The sequence below is a fragment of the Glutamicibacter sp. AOP12-B1-11 genome (genome assembly GCF_052379245.1).
Lineage (GTDB): Bacteria > Actinomycetota > Actinomycetes > Actinomycetales > Micrococcaceae > Glutamicibacter.
Map to the genome: position 1 here is coordinate 1 of NZ_JBQSYL010000022.1, position 20325 is coordinate 20325.

General features: G+C 63.5%; 18 protein-coding genes and 1 tRNA gene. All 19 read left to right on the forward strand.

Going from position 1 to position 20325, the window contains the following annotated elements; all coding sequences use genetic code 11:
- Positions 1-223, forward strand: a 223-nt coding sequence (locus ACT3UQ_RS13495; protein ID WP_444637298.1) for a GMC oxidoreductase, incomplete at its 5' end; no start/stop codon positions are given.
- A 137-nt stretch (positions 224-360) separates the two neighbouring features.
- Positions 361-1557: an amidohydrolase gene (locus ACT3UQ_RS13500; RefSeq protein ID WP_444619329.1), complete on the forward strand. Its 1197-nt coding sequence runs from the start codon at positions 361-363 to the stop codon at positions 1555-1557.
- A gap of 263 nt (positions 1558-1820) precedes the next feature.
- The gene (locus ACT3UQ_RS13505; protein WP_105553919.1) at positions 1821-2909 is read left to right on the forward strand and encodes a BMP family lipoprotein; all 1089 of its coding nucleotides are present in this window, start codon (positions 1821-1823) and stop codon (positions 2907-2909) included.
- A gap of 123 nt (positions 2910-3032) precedes the next feature.
- Positions 3033-4667, forward strand: a complete 1635-nt coding sequence (locus tag ACT3UQ_RS13510) for an ABC transporter ATP-binding protein (RefSeq protein ID WP_444637299.1) — start codon at positions 3033-3035, stop codon at positions 4665-4667.
- A 20-nt stretch (positions 4668-4687) separates the two neighbouring features.
- A complete protein-coding gene (locus ACT3UQ_RS13515; RefSeq protein WP_105553938.1) occupies positions 4688-5896 on the forward strand; it encodes an ABC transporter permease in 1209 nt (402 codons plus the stop codon).
- Positions 5897-5901: 5 nt separating this feature from the next.
- On the forward strand, positions 5902-7173 hold the full coding sequence (locus tag ACT3UQ_RS13520; RefSeq protein WP_444637324.1) for an ABC transporter permease: 1272 nt from the start codon (positions 5902-5904) through the stop codon (positions 7171-7173).
- Positions 7174-7181: 8 nt separating this feature from the next.
- Positions 7182-7592: a cytidine deaminase gene (locus ACT3UQ_RS13525; RefSeq protein WP_444637300.1), complete on the forward strand. Its 411-nt coding sequence runs from the start codon at positions 7182-7184 to the stop codon at positions 7590-7592.
- Positions 7593-7652: 60 nt separating this feature from the next.
- Positions 7653-8966, forward strand: coding sequence for a thymidine phosphorylase (locus ACT3UQ_RS13530; RefSeq protein ID WP_096287753.1), 1314 nt, complete (start codon positions 7653-7655; stop codon positions 8964-8966).
- A 306-nt stretch (positions 8967-9272) separates the two neighbouring features.
- Complete coding sequence (locus ACT3UQ_RS13535; RefSeq protein WP_096287751.1) at positions 9273-9947, forward strand: DedA family protein; 675 nt, start codon at positions 9273-9275, stop codon at positions 9945-9947.
- Between the two features lie 102 nt (positions 9948-10049).
- Positions 10050-11231 (forward strand): adenosine deaminase, encoded by a 1182-nt coding sequence (locus tag ACT3UQ_RS13540; protein ID WP_374954812.1) that lies wholly within the window; start codon positions 10050-10052, stop codon positions 11229-11231.
- Between the two features lie 112 nt (positions 11232-11343).
- Complete coding sequence (locus tag ACT3UQ_RS13545) at positions 11344-11895, forward strand: pyridoxamine 5'-phosphate oxidase family protein (RefSeq protein ID WP_444637302.1); 552 nt, start codon at positions 11344-11346, stop codon at positions 11893-11895.
- Between the two features lie 13 nt (positions 11896-11908).
- Positions 11909-12577 carry a MazG nucleotide pyrophosphohydrolase domain-containing protein gene (locus ACT3UQ_RS13550; protein ID WP_444637303.1) on the forward strand — a complete coding sequence of 223 codons (669 nt, stop codon included), beginning with the start codon at positions 11909-11911 and terminating at the stop codon, positions 12575-12577.
- Positions 12578-12685: 108 nt separating this feature from the next.
- Entirely contained in the window at positions 12686-13966 is a 1281-nt protein-coding gene (gene eno, locus ACT3UQ_RS13555; protein WP_105553914.1) for a phosphopyruvate hydratase, read from the forward strand.
- Positions 13967-14067: 101 nt separating this feature from the next.
- Positions 14068-14913, forward strand: coding sequence for an FtsB family cell division protein (locus ACT3UQ_RS13560; RefSeq protein WP_105570251.1), 846 nt, complete (start codon positions 14068-14070; stop codon positions 14911-14913).
- A gap of 56 nt (positions 14914-14969) precedes the next feature.
- Positions 14970-15662, forward strand: coding sequence for a DUF501 domain-containing protein (locus ACT3UQ_RS13565; RefSeq protein WP_105570250.1), 693 nt, complete (start codon positions 14970-14972; stop codon positions 15660-15662).
- Positions 15662-16585, forward strand: a complete 924-nt coding sequence (locus tag ACT3UQ_RS13570; RefSeq protein ID WP_181148606.1) for a Ppx/GppA phosphatase family protein — start codon at positions 15662-15664, stop codon at positions 16583-16585. The genes ACT3UQ_RS13565 and ACT3UQ_RS13570 overlap by 1 nt, the downstream gene beginning before the upstream one ends.
- 60 nt (positions 16586-16645) lie before the next feature.
- On the forward strand, positions 16646-18175 hold the full coding sequence (locus ACT3UQ_RS13575; RefSeq protein ID WP_255248491.1) for a S8 family serine peptidase: 1530 nt from the start codon (positions 16646-16648) through the stop codon (positions 18173-18175).
- Positions 18176-18427: 252 nt separating this feature from the next.
- Complete coding sequence (locus ACT3UQ_RS13580; RefSeq protein WP_105570249.1) at positions 18428-19810, forward strand: NAD(P)/FAD-dependent oxidoreductase; 1383 nt, start codon at positions 18428-18430, stop codon at positions 19808-19810.
- Between the two features lie 119 nt (positions 19811-19929).
- Positions 19930-20011 (forward strand) — tRNA-Leu (locus ACT3UQ_RS13585).
- Positions 20012-20325: the final 314 nt, after the last annotated feature.

Consider the following 20325-nt stretch of genomic DNA (forward strand, 5'->3'; position numbering starts at 1 on the left):
TCTCAAGCGCACGCATAACACCGTGTATCATCCGGCCGGCAGCGTGCGGATGGGGGCTGTGGAGGATGTGATGTCGCCGTTGGATCCTCAGCTGCGGGTTAAGGGGGTGACCGGGTTGCGGGTGGCGGATGCGTCGGTGATGCCGGAGTTGGTGACGGTGAATCCGAATCTCACGGTGATGATGATTGGTGAGCGCTGCGCCGAACTGATCCGCGGCAAGTAGCGAATGTCCCGTGCCCCTGGCCCCGGTTCGCGATGAACCGGGGCCTGGGCTGGGATTGTATTGCGTAATTAGGCTCAAGGTTACGGCCCAGCTGGTCGCCGATTCCTCGACGGCGTATTCTCACAGGGGTGACCACCGTGAATGAAAATGGCAAGTTAGCTTCCGTCCAACCGTGGACCGAGCCGCTGCTGCCTGCGCTGATCGACTTCCGCCGCGAGCTGCACCGCAACCCAGAACTGTCCTTCGCGGAGCACCAGAGCACCGCGCGAATTCTCGCGGCATTGCGTGCCGCCGGGCTCGAACCGGTGGCCATGGAGCAGACCGGTGCATTCGTCGACGTGGGCCCGGGGCCGATCCGGCTCGGGCTGCGCGCGGATATCGACGCGCTGCCGGTGGTGGAAGAAACCGGACTGGATTTCGCCTCGCTGACCGACGGGGTGGCCCACGCCTGCGGCCACGACATCCATACCACCGTGATGCTCGGCGTCGCGCTGGCATTGCAGCGGATGGACGAGGCCGGGGCGTTGCACGGGAAAATTCGGGTGATCTTCCAGCCTGCCGAGGAGAAACTGCCCGGCGGCGCGCTGTCGGTGATCGAGCAGGGGATCCTGGATGAGGTGCCACGCGTGCTGGCCCTGCACTGCGATCCGCGGATCGACGTGGGCAAGATCGGTACCCGCATCGGCGCGATCACCTCGGCCAGCGATACCATTCGGATCGAGGTCAACGGCCGCGGCGGGCATACCTCGCGTCCGCATTTGACCGAAGACATCGTCTTCGCAATGAGCCAGATCGCCACCCAGGTCCCGGCGGTGCTCGGGCGCAAGGTCGATGTGCGCTCGGCCGTCTCGGTGGTGTGGGGGCAGATTCATGCCGGCAGCGCCCCGAATGCGATACCCGCTACCGGATACCTGGCCGGAACCATGCGTTGCCTCGATGGCGAGGTCTGGTACGCGGCCGGTGAGCTGCTCGATGCCACGGTCCGCCAGGTGGCAGCCCCCTATGGGGTGGAGATCAAGATGCAGCACACCCGCGGGGTGCCGCCGGTAATCAACGCTCCGAGCGAAACCGCGTTGATCGAAGATGCCGGCCGCCGAGAATTTGGTGCGGCCGCGATCGAATTGACCCCGCAGTCCATGGGCGGAGAAGATTTTGCCTGGATGACGCAGAAGGTGCCGGGGGCAATGTTGCGACTTGGCACCCGCACTCCGGGAGGCAAGACCTACGACCTGCACCGCGGGGACTATAACCCAGATGAACGATGCATCGGCACGGGCGTGCGTTTAATGACCGCCGCGGCGGTGCAGGCCATCGACGAAGCGCTGGCCAACTAGGGGAAACCCAAAAGTTTTTAACACTTCTTTGAAGCATTAACAAATCGTCATCTGACTTGGAGTTTGACGTTAAGCGCTTGCCGTTACGTGTTCGGGAAGTTACCGGTTTGCAATCTTCCACGTCTTTACCTCTGTCGTATCTCCGATAGGCTATGGAAACGATGGGAAAGCTAGTACTTTTGTGCCGCTCGCGAAGGCCATCTTCGTGGGGTTACAGGTTCCTCGCCTCCCGGTAATCTCGCACTTCACTCATGGAGGTTTAGATGCGCTTCGTATCGCGCAAGACCGGTATGGCCGCGGCCATGCTCGGCATTTCTGCTTTGGCATTGAGCGCCTGTGGCGCCGCTCCAGAGGAAACCGGCGGAGCTGCCGGCAACTCTGACTACATTGGCTGCATCGTTTCCGACTCGGGCGGATTCGACGACCAGTCCTTCAACGAATCCTCGCACCGCGGCCTGCTGGCCGCCGCCGACGATATTGGCTTCACCCCGCGCGAGGCAGAGTCGAAGTCGAACGCCGACTTCGCCACCAACCTCACCGGCATGATGAACGCCGGCTGCAATCTGACGGTCACCGTCGGATTCCTGCTCGGCGACGCAACCGCCGAAGCCGCTGCCGCTAACCCGGAGAAGCACTTCGCGATCGTCGACTTCCAGTACGAGGAGCAGATCGAAAACGTCAAGCCGATCATCTATGACACGGCTCAGGCAGCCTACCTGGCCGGCTATGCGGCAGCTGCCGCCTCGGAGACCGGCACCGTTGCCACCTTCGGCGGCGTCAAGATTCCTACCGTCACCATCTTCATGGACGGCTTCGCCGACGGCGTTGACAAGTTCAACGAAGACAAGGGCGAGGACGTCAAGCTGCTGGGCTGGGACAAGAAGAAGCAAGACGGCACGTTCACCGGCGACTTCGAAAAGCAGGACAAGGGCAAGCAGGTGACCAAGAACTTCATCGACAACGGTGCAGACGTGGTCATGCCTGTGGCAGGCCCGGTAGGCAAGGGCGCCGGCGCTGCGGTGCAGGACGCCAACAAGGCCGGCAAGGACGTCAAGCTGGTTTGGGTTGACTCCGACGGCTACGTGACCGCGCCGGACTACAAGGACGTCATGCTCACCTCGGTGGTCAAGACCATGGACAAGGCCGTCGAAGAGGTCATCGTCGCCGATGCCGCAGACAACTTCGATTCGACCCCATATGTCGGAACGCTGGAGAACGAGGGCGTTGCCCTGGCTCCATTCCACGACTTCGACTCCAAGGTTTCCGACGAAACCAAGGCAGAGCTCGAGGCCCTGAAGGCCTCGATCATCTCCGGTGAGCTGAAGGTTGAATCGGCTGCCAGCCCTAAGTAGGGTTTGGCGCACCACAGAATAAGTCATCCGAGCGCGTCACCGCTCACCGCCTGAGCGGTGTGCAGGTGACGCGCTCTATGCCTGCCCACCTGCCAGCAACCGAATAACAAAGATGGTGGAATCGTGAAACTCGAACTACGAGGAATCTCGAAAGCCTTCGGTTCTTTCTACGCCAACAAAGACATCGACCTCGTCGTCGATGATGCCCAGATCCACTGCTTGCTCGGTGAGAACGGCGCGGGAAAGTCCACGCTAATGAACGTGCTCTACGGTCTGTATCAACCGACCGAGGGGCACATCCTGCTCGACGACAAGCCGGTGGCATTCTCCGGCCCCGGCGATGCCATGGCCGCCGGCATCGGCATGGTGCATCAGCACTTCATGCTGATCCCGGTGTTCACCGTCGCCGAGAACATCGCCCTGGGCGCCGAAGCCACCAAGGCCGGCGGCGTGCTGGACCTGCAGGTAACGCGCAAGAAGGTCCGCGAAATCTCCGATCGCTATGGGTTCAACGTCGACCCGGACGCGGTCGTCGAGGACTTGCCCGTCGGCGTGCAGCAGCGCGTGGAAATCATCAAGGCGCTGGTCCGCGAGGCGAAGGTGCTCATCCTCGACGAGCCAACCGCGGTGCTGACCCCGCAGGAAACCGACGAGCTGCTGGATATCATGCGCCAGCTCAAGGCCAACGGCACCTCGATCGTGTTCATCTCGCATAAGCTGCGCGAGGTGCGCGCGGTCTCCGATGTGATCACCGTGGTCCGCCGCGGCCTGGTCGTCGATTCGGTCGCCCCCGAAACCTCCACCACCGAGCTGGCCAACCTGATGGTCGGACGCGCCGTGCAGCTGAATCTGGACAAGGAAGCGGGCACCCCGGGGGAGGCCAGTCTCGCGGTGCGCGAGCTGAGCGTCATCAACCCGGCCGGCACCACCACCTTGGACCGGGTCTCCTTCGACATCCATAAGGGCGAGATCCTCGCCGTGGCCGGGGTGCAAGGCAACGGGCAAACCGAACTGACCGAGGCGATCCTCGGCACCCAGCCGGTGAATGCCGGATCGATCAAGCTCGACGGGCAGGAACTGGTCGGCAAATCGGTCAAGGCGGTGCTGCGCTCTGGCGTGGGATTTGTCCCCGAGGACCGCTCGGTGCACGGGCTGGTCACCCAGTTCTCCATCGAAGAGAACCTGATCCTGGACCTGTACGACCGAAAGCCCTTCGGCAAGGGGATTTCGATGAATCTGGAGGCGATGAAGAAGAACGCGACCAAGCAGATCGCCGACTTCGACGTGCGCACCGACAACCCGCTGAACCCGGCGTCCAGCCTTTCGGGCGGCAACCAGCAGAAGGTGGTGATGGCCCGCGAGCTGAGCCGCGATTTGAAGCTGTTCATCGCCTCGCAGCCCACCCGCGGCGTGGATGTGGGCTCCATCGAGTTCCTGCACCGGCGCATCGTCGCCGAACGCGACAAGGGCACCCCGGTGCTGATCGTATCCACCGAGCTGGACGAGGTGATGGAGCTGGCGGACCGGATCGCGGTGCTCTACAAGGGCAAGATCAACGGCATCGTGCCGGGGGACACCTCCCGCGAGGTGCTCGGCCTGATGATGGCCGGAGTCTCCCAGGAGGATGCGACCAGCCAGGCCGGGCACGTGAAGGCGGATGCCGAACCCGTCGAGGCGACCCCGGTGCCGGTGGAAACCAAACAGCCCGGCCAAGCAGCGCCGGGCGAAACCAACGCAGCGGAAGGAGAAGCGCAGTGAGCGAGAACCCCATCGGCGAGATGCCGACCGCCGAGAAGCCGGCAGCGCAGCCCGATGGCGGGCGGGCGAACAACGAGCTCTTCCGCAAGATCACCCAGGGCCCGGGCATCGTCTCGCTGCTCGGCGTGATCGTCGCCCTGGTCATCGGCGGCCTGCTGGTAGCAGTCACCGACAAGAAGGTCATCGAGACCTCCAGCTACATCTTCGCCCGACCCAGCGATTTCTTCTCCCAGCTGTGGCGCGCGGGAACCGAAAGCTACGTGGCGCTGTTCAACGGCTCCATCTACAACTCCGCACGGGGCTTCTCCCCGTTCCTGGAGACCCTGACGGTCTCCACCCCGCTGATCTGCGCGGGCCTGGGCGTTGCCCTGGCCTTCCGCGCGGGCATGTTCAACATCGGTGCCCAGGGGCAGATCATCATCGGGGCCACGATGGCCGGCTATGTCGGGTTCGCCTGGCACCTGCCGCTGGTGCTGCACCTGCTGCTGGTGATCATCTTCGGGCTGCTCGGCGGCGCGCTGTGGGGCGGGCTGGTGGGCCTGCTCAAGGCCCGCACCGGCGCGCACGAGGTGATCTTGACGATCATGTTCAACTACGTGGCGCTGTACCTGCTGGACTTCTTGATGAACACCACCGCCTTCCGCCGTCCCGGCGAGACGAATCCGATCTCCCCGATCCTCGACGCCAACGCGACCTTCCCGGCGATGCCCGGTTCCCGGTTGCACCTGGGGTTCGTCATGGCGATCGGGCTGACGGTGCTGGTGGCCTGGATGCTCAAGCGCTCCACCCTCGGCTTCGAATTCCGCGCGGTAGGGCATAACCCGCAGGCCGCACGGACCGCCGGGGTGAACGTCGCACGGACCACCATGCTGGCGATGGCCTTCGCCGGCGCGCTGGCCGGTGCCGCCGGCGTCGCCCAGGTGGCCGGCACCGAGAAGGTGCTCACCGCCGGTGTGGCCGGCTCGCTCGGCTTCGACGCGATCACCGTGGCGCTGCTGGGCCGCTCCACCCCGTGGGGGACCTTCTTCGCCGGACTGCTGTTCGGCGCCTTCCGCGCCGGTGCGGTCAATATGCAGATCTCCACCGGCACCCCAATCGACATCGTGCTCGTGGTGCAGTCGCTGATCGTGCTGTTCATCGCCGCTCCGCCGCTGGTGAAATCGATCTTCGGCATGAACCCCAAGCGACGCGCGCGCGTCGCCGAAACCACCAAGGCAGGTGCCAAGTGACCACCATGACGACTCAAGGCCTGCAACCGTCGATCACGCTGTTGCCGAGCAAGAAAACCCCAATCGTGCTCAGCGTCATCGCACTGATCACGCTGATCAGCTTCGGCTTCCTAGGCAGCAGCCAGGCGGCGCACTTCTCGCTGAGCACCGCCACCGACGCGTTCACGATTCCGGACCTGGTCTTCCCGGGCATGGCCACGAATATCGTCTTCGGGGTGCTGCTGGTGGCCCTGGCGGCCTATTCCTGGAGGCTGCGCGCCAAGGGGCAGGCCCTGCCGACCTGGGCGGTGGTGATCGCCGCGGTGGTCTTCGTCCTGGGCTTCCTGATCTGGGTGGTCTCCGGGGCGAATATCAACAGCATTTCGCTGGCCAGCCTGCTGGCCGGCGCGGTGGTGCTCGCGGTGCCGCTGGTCTTCGGTTCGCTCTCCGGAGTGCTCTGCGAACGTGCCGGCGTGGTCAACATCGCCATCGAGGGCCAGCTGCTCGGTGGCGCGTTCACCGCGGCGATCGTCGCCTCGGTGACCAAAAACGCCTTCGCCGGGCTGATCGCCGCGGGCATCGCCGGCGCGCTGGTTTCCCTGGTGCTCGCGGTCTTCGCAATCAAGTACCTGGTCAACCAGATCATCGTCGGCGTGGTGCTCAACGTGCTGGTCTCGGGCATCACCGGGTTCCTCTTCACCACGGTGATGCAGGAAGATCCGGAACTGTTCAACTCGCCGGCCCACCTGCCGATCATCGCGATCCCCGGGTTGAGCGCCATCCCGGTGATCGGCCCGATCCTGTTCAAGCAGTCGCTGATCGGCTACCTGATGTACGTGGCGGTCTTCCTGGTCTGGTTCGGACTGTTCAAAACCCGTTGGGGGCTGCGCGTGCGTGCGGTGGGCGAACACCCGAAGGCCGCGGACACCCTGGGCATCAAGGTCAACGCCACCCGCTTCTGGAACGTCACCCTCGGCGGCATCGTCGCCGGCATCGGCGGCTCCTTCTTCACCCTGGTGGCGATCGACTCCTTCACCAAGGAGATTTCCGGCGGCCGCGGCTTCATCGCGCTGGCCGCGGTGATCTTCGGACGCTGGAACCCGATCGGAGCCTTCGCCGCCGCGCTGCTCTTCGGCTTCGCGGATAACCTGCAGGTGATCTTGACGATTATCGGCACACCGGTGCCAAGCCAGTTCATGGCGATGATGCCGTATCTGGTCACGATCTTCGCCGTCGCCGGACTGGTGGGCCGCTCGCGTGGCCCGGCGGCCGTCGGCGAACCGTATGTGAAGGAATGACAATCCCCATGGAAAACAACACCGCGCCGTGGTCGCAGCTCGAAGCTGCGGCCGCGGCGGCGCTGTCCACGGCCTATGCACCCTACTCGAAGTTCCGGGTGGGCGCCGCGGCGCAAACCACCGATGGGCGAATCGTCTCGGGGTGCAATATCGAAAACGCCGCCTACGGGGTGACCCTGTGCGCCGAGTGCGCCATGGTCGGCGAAATGTTCGCCACCGGCGGCGGCCAGCTGGCGTACTTTGTCTGTTTCGGCCAGCTGGATGCGGGCAAGGTCGAACTGATCACCCCCTGCGGGCGCTGCCGCCAACTGCTCTTCGAGCACCGGGGTGCCGACATGCTGATCAAAACCGATACCGGCATCCTCACCATGGAACAGCTGCTGCCCTACGCCTTTGGCCCGAACGATATTGCCTTGTGACCCGCGCGCTTTTGCGTAGCGAAGTCACCTCCGAGAAATTGACGAGTAAGGAACCCGATTATGGCTGCCGAAAAATTTAGTGCCGTCGATATCATCCGCACCAAACGCGATGGCGGGGAACTCAGCGGCGAGATGATCGACTGGACCATCGAGGCGTACACCCGCGGCGCCATCGCCGAAGAGCAGATGTCCGCGCTGAATATGGCGATCTTCTTCCGCGGCATGAACCGTTCGGAAATTTCGCGCTGGACCCACGCGATGATCAACTCGGGCGAACGCATGGACTTCTCCGGGTTGACCGATGCCAACGGCAAGCGGCTGGCCACCACCGACAAGCACTCCACCGGCGGGGTGGGGGATAAGATCACGCTGCCGCTGGCACCGCTGGTCGCCAGCTTCGGGGTGGCCGTCCCGCAGCTCTCCGGCCGCGGCCTGGGCCACACCGGAGGCACCCTGGATAAGCTCGAAGCCATTCCGGGGTGGCGTGCGGCATTGACCAACGAGGAGATGTTCGCCCAGCTTTCGGGTGCCGGCGCGGTGATCTGCGCCGCGGGCACCGGGCTGGCCCCGGCGGATAAGAAGCTGTACGCGCTGCGGGATGTGACCGCCACCGTGGACTCGCTGCCGCTGATCGCCTCCTCGATTATGAGCAAGAAGATCGCCGAAGGCACCGGCACGCTGATCCTGGATGTGAAGGTCGGTTCCGGCGCCTTCATGAAGGACGAGGCGATGGCCCGCGAGCTCGCCGAAACCATGGTCTACCTGGGCACCGACTCCGGGGTGAATACCGTCGCCTTGCTGACGAATATGGACACCCCGCTCGGGTTGACCGCTGGCAATGCGATCGAGGTCGAGGAATCCGTTGAGGTGCTCGCCGGCGGCGGGCCGGAGGACGTGGTCGAGCTGACCGTGGCCTTGGCCACCGAGATGCTCGCCGGTGCCGGGATCAAGGGCGTTGACGTGCGCGCCGCGCTGGGCAACGGCCAGGCGATGGACCGCTGGCGGCAGATGATCATCGCCCAGGGCGGCGACCCGGACGCGAAGCTTCCGGTGGCCACCGAATCGCATACCGTCTACGCGCCGGCCGAGGGAGCGCTGCTGAAGCTCGACGCGATGGATATCGGCTTGGCGGCCTGGTTCCTGGGCGCGGGGCGTGCCCGCAAGGAGGATTCGGTGCAGGCAGGTGCCGGCGTGCGCTTGCATGTGAAGCCCGGCGCCTTGGTGCGCCGCGGGCAGCCGATCGCGACGCTGCTGACCGATACCCCGCAGAAGCTGCCGCGCGCCATCGAACTGGTGGAAAAGTCGATCCTGATCGGTTCGGATACCGACCGGGCGGACACCCGCCTGATCTTCGATCGGATTGCCGCGAAGTAGCCGAACTTCCGCGAACGCGCCGGAATCCCTGCAGCGCGAAGCGGCACCCGACCCACGCCGTGGTCGGGTGCCGCTGTCGTTTCTTCGCGGTGGTCGTGAACCGCTGCTCCGCGCGCGGCTCTAGCTCCCGGCAAACTCCCGGGAACCGGAAGGCGGTGTTCAATCGTTGGACAGATGTCTCCACCCGTGGGTGTGGATGGATAAAATTCATTATGCGACGACGGTCGGATGCATCGGTGCGAGTTCTCGAGTGAGAATGGAATCACGGCGCGTCAGGCGCAAGCCCGGGGGAAGAAGCAGAGATTAATGGAACTGGTCAACGAGGCGATCACGCAGGCAGCAAGCGCATGGTGGGTGCTGCCGCTGTTGTTTCTGTTCTGCATGATCGATGCGTTTTTTCCGATCGTGCCCTCCGAGTCCTTCCTGGTCTCGCTGGCCGCCGTGGGCGTGAACACCGGGTCGCCCAACCTGGTATTGATTGCAGTGCTTGGCATTTCCGGGGCCATCGTGGGGGACCAGATCACCTTCCTGATCGGCCGCAAGCTCGGGGCGCGCGGCTTCGCGTGGATGCGCGGAAAGCGGGCGCAACGCGTGCTGAATTTTTCCGCGCGCAAGCTCCAGACCTCAGGGGCGCTGCTGATTTTCACCGCACGCTATATCCCCGTGGGCCGCGTCGCGGTGAATTTGACGGCGGGCGCCACGGGCTTCAGCCACCGCCGCTTTACCCTCTTCGACATCATCGGCTGCGTCACCTGGGGCGCCTATTCGGTGGGCATCGGAGCGTTGGCGGGCAATTGGCTGGCGCATAACAAACTGCTGGGAATCATCGTCTCGGTGGTGCTCGCGGTGCTGCTGGGCTACCTCATCGACCTGTTGGTCAATCGGGTGTTTGCCCGGTACAAGCGGCGAACGCAGAACGGCGCACCGGCCGAAACCTCCGGGGCGCTGGAGCTGGTCCCGCCCGAGCGCGAACAGGGTTAACCCGCCGGCTTGACGATGGTCACATAGCGGCTCGCAGATCTTTACCCAGCAGAACTATCTGTGCGGAGGAATTGCGACTAGGCTCGACCTGTGACTGAAGAAATGATTCATCTTGCCTATGATCCCGAGTTCGACTTCCGGGATCTGCCCAAAGTTTCGCTGCATGACCACCTTGACGGTGGCTTGCGCCCGCAAACCATCATCGACTTGGCAGCGGAGGTCGGCCACGAGCTGCCGGCCACCGACGCCGAAGCCTTGGGTGAATGGTTCCGTGAATCGGCCGACTCCGGTTCGCTGCCACGCTACCTGGAAACCTTTGACCACACCCTGGCCGTAATGCAGACCCGCGATGCGCTGATCCGCGTGGCTCGCGAATTCGTCGAAGACCTCGCGGCCGACGGCGTGATCTACGGCGAAGTGCGCTACGCACCCGAGCAGCACCTGCGCGAGGGGCTGAGCCTGGACGACGTCGTCGACGCCGTGCAGGAAGGGCTGGATCAGGCCTGCGAGACGCTGAACAACGAGGGCCACCCGATTCAGGTTGGACAGCTGCTCTCCGCCATGCGCCAAGCAGACCGCGGCCTGGAGATCGCCCAGCTGGCCTTGCGCCACCGCGGACGGGGCGTGGTCGGATTCGACATCGCCGGACCCGAGGATGGGTTCCCGCCTTCGCGCATGAAGGACGCCTTCGACCTGCTGGCCGAGAATCTCTTCCCCGCCACCGTGCACGCAGGCGAGGCCGCCGGGCTGGACTCGATCAAGGATGCAATCCTGGTCGGCCGCGCCACCCGCTTGGGCCACGGCGTACGCGTCGCGGAAGATATCGAAATCGAGTTCGGCGGCGTGGACGACGACGGAGAAACGCTGGACCAGGACACCGGACTGGTTTCCTTGGGCCCGGTAGCCAACTGGGTGCGCGAACGCGGCATTCCGCTGGAAATCTGCCCGTCCTCGAACCTGCAGACCGGCGCCACCGCCGGATTCGGCGAGGGAATCGAATCCCACCCGATCGACCTGCTGGTGCAGACCGGGTTCAACGTCACCATCTCCCCGGACAACCGGCTGATGAGCGGCACGGGCCTGTCCGATGAATTCGAATTGCTGGTCGAGGCCTTCGACTACGATCTCGAAGACCTGCTGGATCTGACGCTGAACGCCGCCGAGGCGGCCTTCGTGCCGCTGGAAATGCGTGAACTGCTGGTCGAATACATCAACGACTACTACGCCGACCTGCTCGACGAAGACGACGATGAGGACGACGACGAGGATTACGAAGAGATCTAGTTCTCGACGCAATCATTCGCGCAAGGGCAACCGAACCGGTGGCCCTTGCGACGTTTAACCCTGCCCGAGGCAGGGTGGCGGGAGCCGAAATCGATGCACTATGCTCGAATTTGTGGGCAAAATCTTTGAGGGCATAGACGAGAACCTGAAGACCTGGATTCAACGGCAGCCGATGTGGTTCGTGGCCACTGCGCCGCTATCGGACCAAGGGCATGTGAACATCTCCCCGCGCGGGCATGACTCCTTTTCGGTGCTGGGCCCGAACCAGGTGGCCTGGGTGGACTACACCGGCAGCGGGGTGGAAACCATCGCGCATATCCGGGAAAACGGCCGGGTGTGCCTGATGTTCAATTCCTTCGACGACCGGCCACGCATCGTGCGCCTGCACGGGCGCGGGGCGGTTCACCTGCCGGGCGAGGAAATCTTCGAGAAGGTTGTTGCCTTGCACCCGGAGCATCCAAGTACCCGCGCGGTGATTTCGGTTCAGCTCACCCGGATCAGCGACTCCTGCGGTTGGGGCGTACCGGTGATGGAGTTCGCCGGGGAACGGGAGCTGCTGCGCCTGCAGGCCGAGAAGAAAGGCGCCGCGGGCATGGAAGAGTACCGCGCGCAGAAGAATTCGCTGAGCATCGATGGTCTGCCCGGGCTGCCCGCATCCATGTGATTAGCTTGTAGGCATGCAAAGCGAGAGCGAATTAGACCGGCTGATCTGGATCGTCGGGACCTTGCGGGAGCGCTGCGCCTGGACCGGCGCGTTGACCCATGAGTCCCTGCGCACCTACCTGATCGAGGAATCCTATGAGGTGCTCGACGCGATTGGCGCGCAGGATGCGCAGCTATTGTGCGAGGAGCTCGGGGACTTGCTCTTCCAGATCCTGCTCCATGCGCGGATCGCCGAGGAACGGGAGCACTTCGGCCTGCAGGAGGTGGCCAAGGCGCTGGCCGACAAGCTGCAACGCCGCAACCGGCATGTCTTCGATGCCCAGGGTGGGCTCGAACCGGTGATCACCACGGACATCGCTGAGATCATCCGGATTTGGGATGCGGCCAAGCAGTCCGAACGCGCCGGGGCGCCGCGGCGTAAGAATGCCGGGCTTCCCTCCGGTCTTCCCTCGCTGGCGCTGGCGCAAAAGCTGCTGGACCGGCACCGGCGTGCGGGGGCCGCGAAACTGCCGGAGCCCACCAGCGAAATCCGGGGGCGGGTGCATGACGCGCAGAGCCTTAGTTCCGAACTGCTGGCCCTCTCGGCGCGGGCCGAGGAGCTTGGCTTGGATGCCGAAACGGTGCTGCGCGACGCGCTGGCGAAAAATTATGCTGGAACGAAGCGCGAAACAACGTCGCCCTAACAAGGGGTGAAGCGCTAGGCTAGGGAACAGGCAATGGTGCCAACGGTCGATCGGACCGCTGGATCGACCAGCCCTTAGACAACCCCTTTATACAAGGAGTCCTTACTCATGGCATTGATTGACGCCATTCACGCGCGCGAAATTCTTGATTCCCGCGGAAATCCGACCGTTGAGGTCGAGGTCCTACTTACCGATGGCGCCCATGGCCGCGCCGCGGTTCCATCCGGTGCTTCCACCGGCCAGTTCGAAGCCGCGGAACGTCGCGACGGAGACAAGAAGCGCTACCTCGGCAAGGGCGTCTTGGGCGCCGTTGGGTCGGTAATCGAAGAGATCGCCGACGAGCTGGAGGGCCTGGACGCCACCGACCAGCGCTCCATCGACCAGGCGATGATCGAGTTGGACGGCACCGCCAACAAGTCGAAGCTCGGCGCCAACGCCATCTTGGGCGTTTCCCTGGCCGTGGCCAACGCCGCGGCCGCCAGCGCCAACCTGCCACTGTTCAAGTACCTGGGCGGCCCGAACGCCCACGTGCTGCCGGTGCCATTGATGAACATCCTCAACGGCGGCTCGCACGCCGACTCCGATGTGGACATCCAGGAATTCATGATCGCTCCGCTGGGCGCCGATACCTTCTCCGAAGGCCTGCGCTGGGGCGTCGAGGTCTACCACAACCTCAAGTCGGTACTGCAGGAAAAGAAGCTGTCCACCGGGCTGGGCGACGAGGGCGGCTTCGCGCCGAACCTGCCAAGCAACCGCGCGGCACTGGAACTGATCACCGAAGCCATCAAGCGCGCCGGCTACACCCCGGGCAAGGACATTGCCCTGGCGCTGGACGTGGCCTCCTCGGAGTTCTACGAGAACGGCGCCTACCAGTTCGAAGGCGAAGCGCGCAGCGCACAGCAGATGAGCGATTACTACGCCTCGCTGGTTGCCGACTTCCCGCTGGTATCCATCGAGGATCCGCTGGATGAGAACGACTGGGAAGGGTGGAAGACCCTGACCGACAACATCGGCGACAAGGTGCAGCTGGTCGGCGATGACCTCTTCGTCACCAACCCGGAACGCCTGGCTCAGGGCATCAAGACCAATACGGCGAACTCGCTGCTGGTCAAGGTGAACCAGATCGGCACCCTCACCGAGACCCTGGACGCCATCTCGATGGCCCAGCGTGCCGGTTACACCACCATCACCTCGCACCGTTCGGGCGAGACCGAAGATGTCACCATCGCCGAGATCTGCGTGGCCACCAACGCCGGCCAGATCAAGACCGGTGCCCCGGCCCGAAGCGAGCGCGTAGCGAAGTACAACCAGCTGCTGCGCATCGAAGAGGACCTGGGCGAGGCAGCAGTTTACGCAGGAACCAGCGCGTTCCCGCGTTTCAACAGCTAATCTTCAGATAAAACGAATAAGCTCGTCGGTAGTTGGATACCGACGGGCTTATCGTTATTTAATGGAGATACCGTTGGAAGTACGAGTTTGAATGGGGGAGTATGGCGCAGCGACCACCGCGCATGCCGCGACGAAACACCCCAGCAAGCACCGGGAAACCGGAAGCTGACTCCGGTGAACGTAGCGAAATAGACGAAGCACCGGCAGCCGGCGCGCGCAGTGAAACCAGTGGGGCCCACCAGGCGGAGCCAGCCACCGACGCGTTGCACGTGGTACCAAGCGCGAAAAGGAATGCTCCGGCGGCGCGCAGGGCGCGGACGGCTCCATCCCCGGAACGCAAAACAGCTGGCACCGGTTCTTCTGGCGCGCCCGCGGCGCCGCGGCCAGCCAAGCCCGCCGCCAAGCCTGCCGCGGGGAAACCGAAGGCGCCGCTGCGCGAACGTGCCAAGGAGAAGCAGAGCGAACGCCGCCGCGATGACCGGGTGAAGTTCTCCGCCGCAGTCCGCCGCAAGCCGGGGGAGAAGGCCGAGGCACACAGCCAGCCGCCGGCCGGCGAACCGGTGGCGGCCCATCGCTTCTCCGGACGCGTGGCCGCACTGCTGGTAGTGCTCGCGTTCTTCGCCGTGATGCTGGTGCCCACGGTGAACTTCTACCGCACCCAAATGACCGAAATCAACGAACTGCGTGCCTCGATCAGCGCGAAGGAGCAGCAGCGCGACGATCTGAAGGCCGAGATCGCACGTTGGGACGATCCGCTGTATATCAAGCAGCAGGCCCGCGAACGGATAAACTTGGTGATGCCGGGCGAAAAGCTGTACAAGGTGGTGGGCGAACTTCCAGCTGAGGAAGAAGTCCAAACAAGCAATGGCAGCACCTATGAGGTGCGCGCCGATCTTCCATGGGTTGATGCACTGCTCGATTCGGTGCATCGCTCGGCGACCGACTGATAACTTACCGGCTCCCTGCACCAGGGACGAACCACACGACGCGAAAAGACGATAACTTGACTGATAAGCCAATCCGCGAAGCCCTCGATGCCGCCGGACGTGTTCCCAGCGAGCAGGACCTGGATACGCTCAGCCGCCAGCTGAACCGTCCGGTACGCGATGTGGTGGAGATCGGTGCACGCTGCGTGTGCGGCAATCCGCTGGTGGCGACCACCGCCCCGCGGCTTTCCAGCGGCATCCCCTTCCCGACCACCTACTACCTGGCGCATCCGGTCATTACCGCCGCGGTGTCCCGGTTGGAAGCCGCCGGGCTGATGGGCGCCATGAACGATCGCTTGGGCGAGGATTCGCAGCTGGCCGCCGACTATGTGTCGGCGCACGAGTCCTATCTGGCGAACCGCGAGGCGATCGGCGAGCGTTCGGGCACCGGGGCGGTCCCGGAGATCGACGGCGTCTCGGCCGGCGGCATGCCGAGCCGGGTGAAGTGCCTGCATGTGCTCGTGGGGCATTCGCTGGCGGCCGGCGAGGGCGTGAACCCGCTGGGTGACGAGGCCATCGCGGGGATCGCGGAATGGTGGACCAAGGACAAATGCTTCTGCGAAGGCGCTTGGGATACCTCCGGCGAGGCTCCGAGCCTGGATCGATCGCGCCATGTGAAGACCCAAGAGCGGGTTGACCCGGCGGTGAAACGCGCCGAGCGCGCACGCAAGCGTGCCGAGCGCGAAGCCACCGAAGCGGATCAAGCCTGATGCGCGTAGCGGGAATCGACTGCGGGACGAACTCCATCCGCCTGCTGATTGCGGATGCCACCGTTGAGTCCGACGGCGTGCAGTTGCGTGACGTCGTGCGCACCATGCGCGTGGTTCGGCTGGGCCAGGACGTGGACGCCACCGGCGGGTTCGCTCCCGAAGCTTTGGAACGTACCTTCGCCGCGGTGCGCGAGTACAAGGCATTGTGCGATGAGCATTCAGTCCAGCAGATCCGTTTTGCGGCGACCAGCGCGGCGCGTGATGCCTCGAACCGCGAGGTCTTCCTGTCCACCGTCACCGGCATCCTGGGCGTGAGCCCCGAGGTGATCACCGGAGATGAAGAAGCGAGCCTGTCCTTTACCGGCGCGGCCTCGGTGCGCCACGCCAAGGACGGCCAGCTGCTGGTCATTGATCTTGGCGGCGGTTCCACCGAATTTGTCCTCGGCGACGATTCCGGACCGCTGGCCGCGGCCTCGCTGGATATGGGTTGCGTGCGGGTGACCGAACGCTTTGCCGACCGCGACGGGGCGATCGAGTTCATCGATGACACGCTGGCCACGCTGGACGGCCGAGTCGATGTGTCCCAGGTGGATACGGTGATCGTGGTGGCCGGTACCTTTACCACCCTCACCGCGCAGGCGCTGAAGTTGAGCGCCTATGATTCGGCAGCCATCCACGGCGCCCAGCTTTCTTTCCCGCAGATGCGCCGAGCCACCGGTGAAATGCTCTCCTATAGCCGTGCGGAACGCGAAGCGTTGGGCTTCATACATCCGGGACGCGTGGATGTGATTCAGGCCGGCGCGTTGATCGTGGAACGCATTCTGGGTTACCTCGAACGAACCAGCCAAAACCGTCCGATGACGTTGATCGCCTCGGAGCACGATATTCTCGATGGAATCACGGCCTCGGCCGCGCGTAACTAGCCAACTGCAGTTCTAGCCCTACTGGCCCGGCATGCCGGAGCCCCTTGCGAGGAGATGATCGTGGGTCACTTGACTACCGGCAAGCCCGTCGCGGCGCGTACCTTGTTGGCTGCCGTGTTGGCGGCGCTACTGGCCGGGGCTACGGTGCTTGGCGCCGCTCCGGCCCATGCGGACGATATCCGCAGCAGCGAATACTGGTTGGCGGCCCAGGGCATTACCGAGGCGCACAAGGTCACCAAGGGCAAAGGCGTCAAGGTCGCTATCATCGATACCGGCATCGATACCAGCCACCCTGATCTGAAGGGCGCGATCGCCGGCGGGGCGGACATGTCTGGTTCCGGCGGGCCTAAGGGCGATAGGCCGATCGGTGTGATGAGCGAGCACGGAACCCTGGTGGCCACCTTGCTGGGCGGGCGCGGCAACAATAAGCAAGAAATTGAGCGGATCAAGTCCGAGAACGAACGGCTGAAGGCCGCGTGGGAACGCGCGAAGAAGAACGCCGAAGAAAAAAATGAAGACAAAGCGGACGACGAAGAGCCGGTAGAAGTCCCCGAGGAACCCGAATACGAGAAGGTGCCGCCCCTGCGTGCGGGCAATGACGGAGTGCTCGGCGTCGCTCCGGAAGCCGATCTGCTTTCGGTGTCCTTGTGGATGGGCGGGGAAAACCCTTCGGGCATTCCCGTCGAGGAGCAGATCCCCAAGGCGGTGCGCTGGGCAGTTGATTCCGGCGCGAAGGTGATCAACATGTCCCTTGGCTCCACCTCGCCGGCGTGGCCCGAAAGCTGGGATGACGCGTTCAAGTACGCGGAGGACAAGGATGTGGTCATCGTGGCCGCCGCGGGCAACCGTTCGGGCGGGATGAGCCAGGTCGGTGCCCCGGCAACGATCCCCGGCGTGCTGACGGTCGCCGGGGTCGATGAGTCGGGCAAGGCTTCGAAGGATTCCTCCACCGAGGGTATCTCCATCGGTGTCGCCGCTCCCGCCGAACAGCTCGTCGGAGGCCTGCCCGGCGGCGGATACGCCCGCTGGTCCGGTACCTCGGGCGCTGCGCCGCTGGTCGCCGGCGTGGCCGCGCTGATTCGCGCCGAGCATCCGGAGATGAAAGCGCCACAGGTGATCAACCGAATCCTGCAGACCGCCAAGGACACCGGCGCGGCCGGTGTGGACAATCTGTACGGTTACGGCATTATCGATGCGCACGCGGCGCTGACCGCAAATGTGCCGGTGGCCGAGACTAATCCAATGAACACCATTACCGAGTGGATTCGGATCCATCGCCGAAATTCAGATGAAAAGACCGAGGCGCCGGATCCAGGGGTCTCCATGGAGAAGTCGACGCTGGATCCCGTAGCGGCTCCCGAACCGATCCTTCCCGATGACTCGGCCCCGGCACTGCAGCCGGTGATTGTGCTCGGCGGTGGAATCCTGCTGGTGCTGGTACTCCTCGGCGGGGGAGCGCAGGTAGGAATTCGTGCCCGACGGCAAAAGAAAATCCGTGAAGCCGAGCTCGCGGCCCTGAGTAAATTGCAGGTCGGCAAGTCGGGCGATGGGCGCGATCTATTCGACGAAATCCCGGAAGACGATAAGTAGCCGAAACTTGTTGCTGGCGGTGAGCCAAAGGAGATAGACCTCCTTTGGCTCACCGCCAGTTCGGGTTAACCCGTGGCGGTAGGCGCCCGGTGTCCGATAACCGTTTCCAGGGCAGGTTTTCAGCTGGAAAGCGCGGAATTCTCCCGGTGCGCTCCGCCGCGGCAGGAACTTGTGCGGGCGGAGAGACGAAGGCAACAGAGAAAGTTAGTGAATGTTTTCACTAACTCCGATATTCCGCGTAGAATCAAGAGTATGTCGATCATCGAAAGCTCCCAGAAGCGTCCGCGCATTCTTGTCGTTGGCGGTGGCTATGTTGGCCTTTACGTCGCGATGAAGTTGCAGAAGAAGGTCAAGGACCACGGTGGCATCGTCACCGTCGTAGACCCGAACCCATACATGACTTACCAGCCATTCCTGCCAGAAGTTGCAGGTGGCAATATCGAACCACGCCACGCGGTGGTCTCCCACCGTGCGCACCTGAAGCACTCCGAGCTGGTTAACGGCCGTGTGCTGAGCATTGACCACGCTAGCAAGAAGGCCGTTGTCGCCCCGGTCAGCGGTGAAGAATTCGAGCTGGAATACACCGATATTGTGATGTCCGCTGGCGCCATCACCCGCACCTTCCCGATTCCGGGACTGGGCGATGCAGGCATCGGACTGAAGACCATCGAAGAAGCGGTAGCACTGCGCAACAAGGTTGCCGAACGCATAGAGTCCGCAGCGAATATGACCGATCCGGTTGCACGCAAGCGCGCGCTGACCTTCGTTGTGGTTGGTGGCGGCTTCGCTGGCATCGAAACCATTGCCGAACTTGAAGACATGGCTCGTCACCTGGTCAAGCTCAACGACCGCGTCGATGAGAAGGAAGTCCGCTTTGTTCTCGTTGAGGCGATGGGCCGCATCATGCCGGAAGTTACCGAAGAGCAGGCCTTGTGGGTTGTTGACCACTTGCGCAGCCGCGGTATCGAGGTCCTGCTGAACACCTCGCTGGCAGATGCCACCGACGGAAACCTGCAGCTGATCAATATGGCAGACAAGTCCCCAGCCGGCGAATTCGGCACAGACACCTTGATCTGGTGCGCCGGTGTCATGGCGAACCCGATGGTGCGCTCCACCGATTTCCCAATCGAACAGCGCGGTCGCATCGAGACCCGCACCGATCTGCGGATCAAGGATGAGAACGGCAACCCGTTGGACGGCGCCTGGGCTGCCGGCGATATCTCGGCCGTGAAGGACGTCACCGGCGGTCTGCCGGATGGCACCTGCGTGCCGAACGCACAGCACGCAGTGCGCCAGGCCAAGCTGCTGGCGAAGAACCTGTATGCATCGCGCTACGGCGTAGGCACCATCAAGGAGTACAAGCACAAGAACCTCGGCGCAGTTGCAGGCTTCGGCCTGAACAAGGGCGTCGCCAAGGTAGTTGGCCTGAAGCTCAAGGGCTGGCCAGCTTGGATGGCACACCGCGGATACCACGGTATGGCCATGCCAACCTTCGAGCGCAAGTTCCGCGTCCTGGGCGACTGGATGGTTGCTTGGTTCTTCTCGCGCGACGCGGTGCAGCTGAACAACTTGGAGACCCCTCGCGCGGCCTTCGAAGAATCGGCTAATCCCAAGAAGGCTGCTTCAGCGAAGTAAGCTGTTTTGATCGACGAATGATCGCCACAGGGGCCGGAAGTGACTTCTGGCCCCTGTGGCACTGATCGATGCGGGAATTTCAGATTTTACGATCTGATCGCGTAAGATTTTAGAGTCTTGCCCTCATGGTGGAATTGGCATACACGGCTGACTTAAAATCAGCTGCCGAAAGGCTTGTGGGTTCGAGTCCCACTGGGGGCACCTGTGAAAGGGCCGCTGCTTACCTGTAAACACGGGGAAGTAGCGGCCTTTGCTTTGCTTGAATACTGGTGCTTTGCAGTTGACTTGTCGATTCTGGCGAAGCGGATCTACATCAGTCCTTCGGCCACCGACCGAGTACAGGCGACGCTGAAGCGTCCTGGTTCCGCGGAGCTCAGGAACAAATTCCAGAGCTGGATTCTGCCACTTGGATTGGCTCATGAGGCCCCAAGCAACTAGTTCCAACGGACTGTACGTCCCGGCCCCGGATTGCTATGGCGACGTCGAGCATGCCGGGTATTGGGAACTCCAGGATT

What these genes read in the sequence shown, in the direction of transcription:
- ACT3UQ_RS13505 (WP_105553919.1), top strand. Translation starts at nt 1,821, where the DNA reads ATGCGCTTCGTATCGCGCAAGACCGGTATGGCCGCGGCCATGCTCGGC.
- ACT3UQ_RS13515 (WP_105553938.1), top strand. Translation starts at nt 4,688, where the DNA reads ATGCCGACCGCCGAGAAGCCGGCAGCGCAGCCCGATGGCGGGCGGGCG.
- ACT3UQ_RS13520 (WP_444637324.1), top strand. Translation starts at nt 5,902, where the DNA reads ATGACGACTCAAGGCCTGCAACCGTCGATCACGCTGTTGCCGAGCAAG.
- ACT3UQ_RS13525 (WP_444637300.1), top strand. Translation starts at nt 7,182, where the DNA reads ATGGAAAACAACACCGCGCCGTGGTCGCAGCTCGAAGCTGCGGCCGCG.
- ACT3UQ_RS13530 (WP_096287753.1), top strand. Translation starts at nt 7,653, where the DNA reads ATGGCTGCCGAAAAATTTAGTGCCGTCGATATCATCCGCACCAAACGC.
- ACT3UQ_RS13535 (WP_096287751.1), top strand. Translation starts at nt 9,273, where the DNA reads ATGGAACTGGTCAACGAGGCGATCACGCAGGCAGCAAGCGCATGGTGG.
- ACT3UQ_RS13540 (WP_374954812.1), top strand. Translation starts at nt 10,050, where the DNA reads ATGATTCATCTTGCCTATGATCCCGAGTTCGACTTCCGGGATCTGCCC.
- ACT3UQ_RS13550 (WP_444637303.1), top strand. Translation starts at nt 11,909, where the DNA reads ATGCAAAGCGAGAGCGAATTAGACCGGCTGATCTGGATCGTCGGGACC.
- eno (WP_105553914.1), top strand. Translation starts at nt 12,686, where the DNA reads ATGGCATTGATTGACGCCATTCACGCGCGCGAAATTCTTGATTCCCGC.
- ACT3UQ_RS13560 (WP_105570251.1), top strand. Translation starts at nt 14,068, where the DNA reads ATGGCGCAGCGACCACCGCGCATGCCGCGACGAAACACCCCAGCAAGC.
- ACT3UQ_RS13570 (WP_181148606.1), top strand. Translation starts at nt 15,662, where the DNA reads ATGCGCGTAGCGGGAATCGACTGCGGGACGAACTCCATCCGCCTGCTG.
- ACT3UQ_RS13580 (WP_105570249.1), top strand. Translation starts at nt 18,428, where the DNA reads ATGTCGATCATCGAAAGCTCCCAGAAGCGTCCGCGCATTCTTGTCGTT.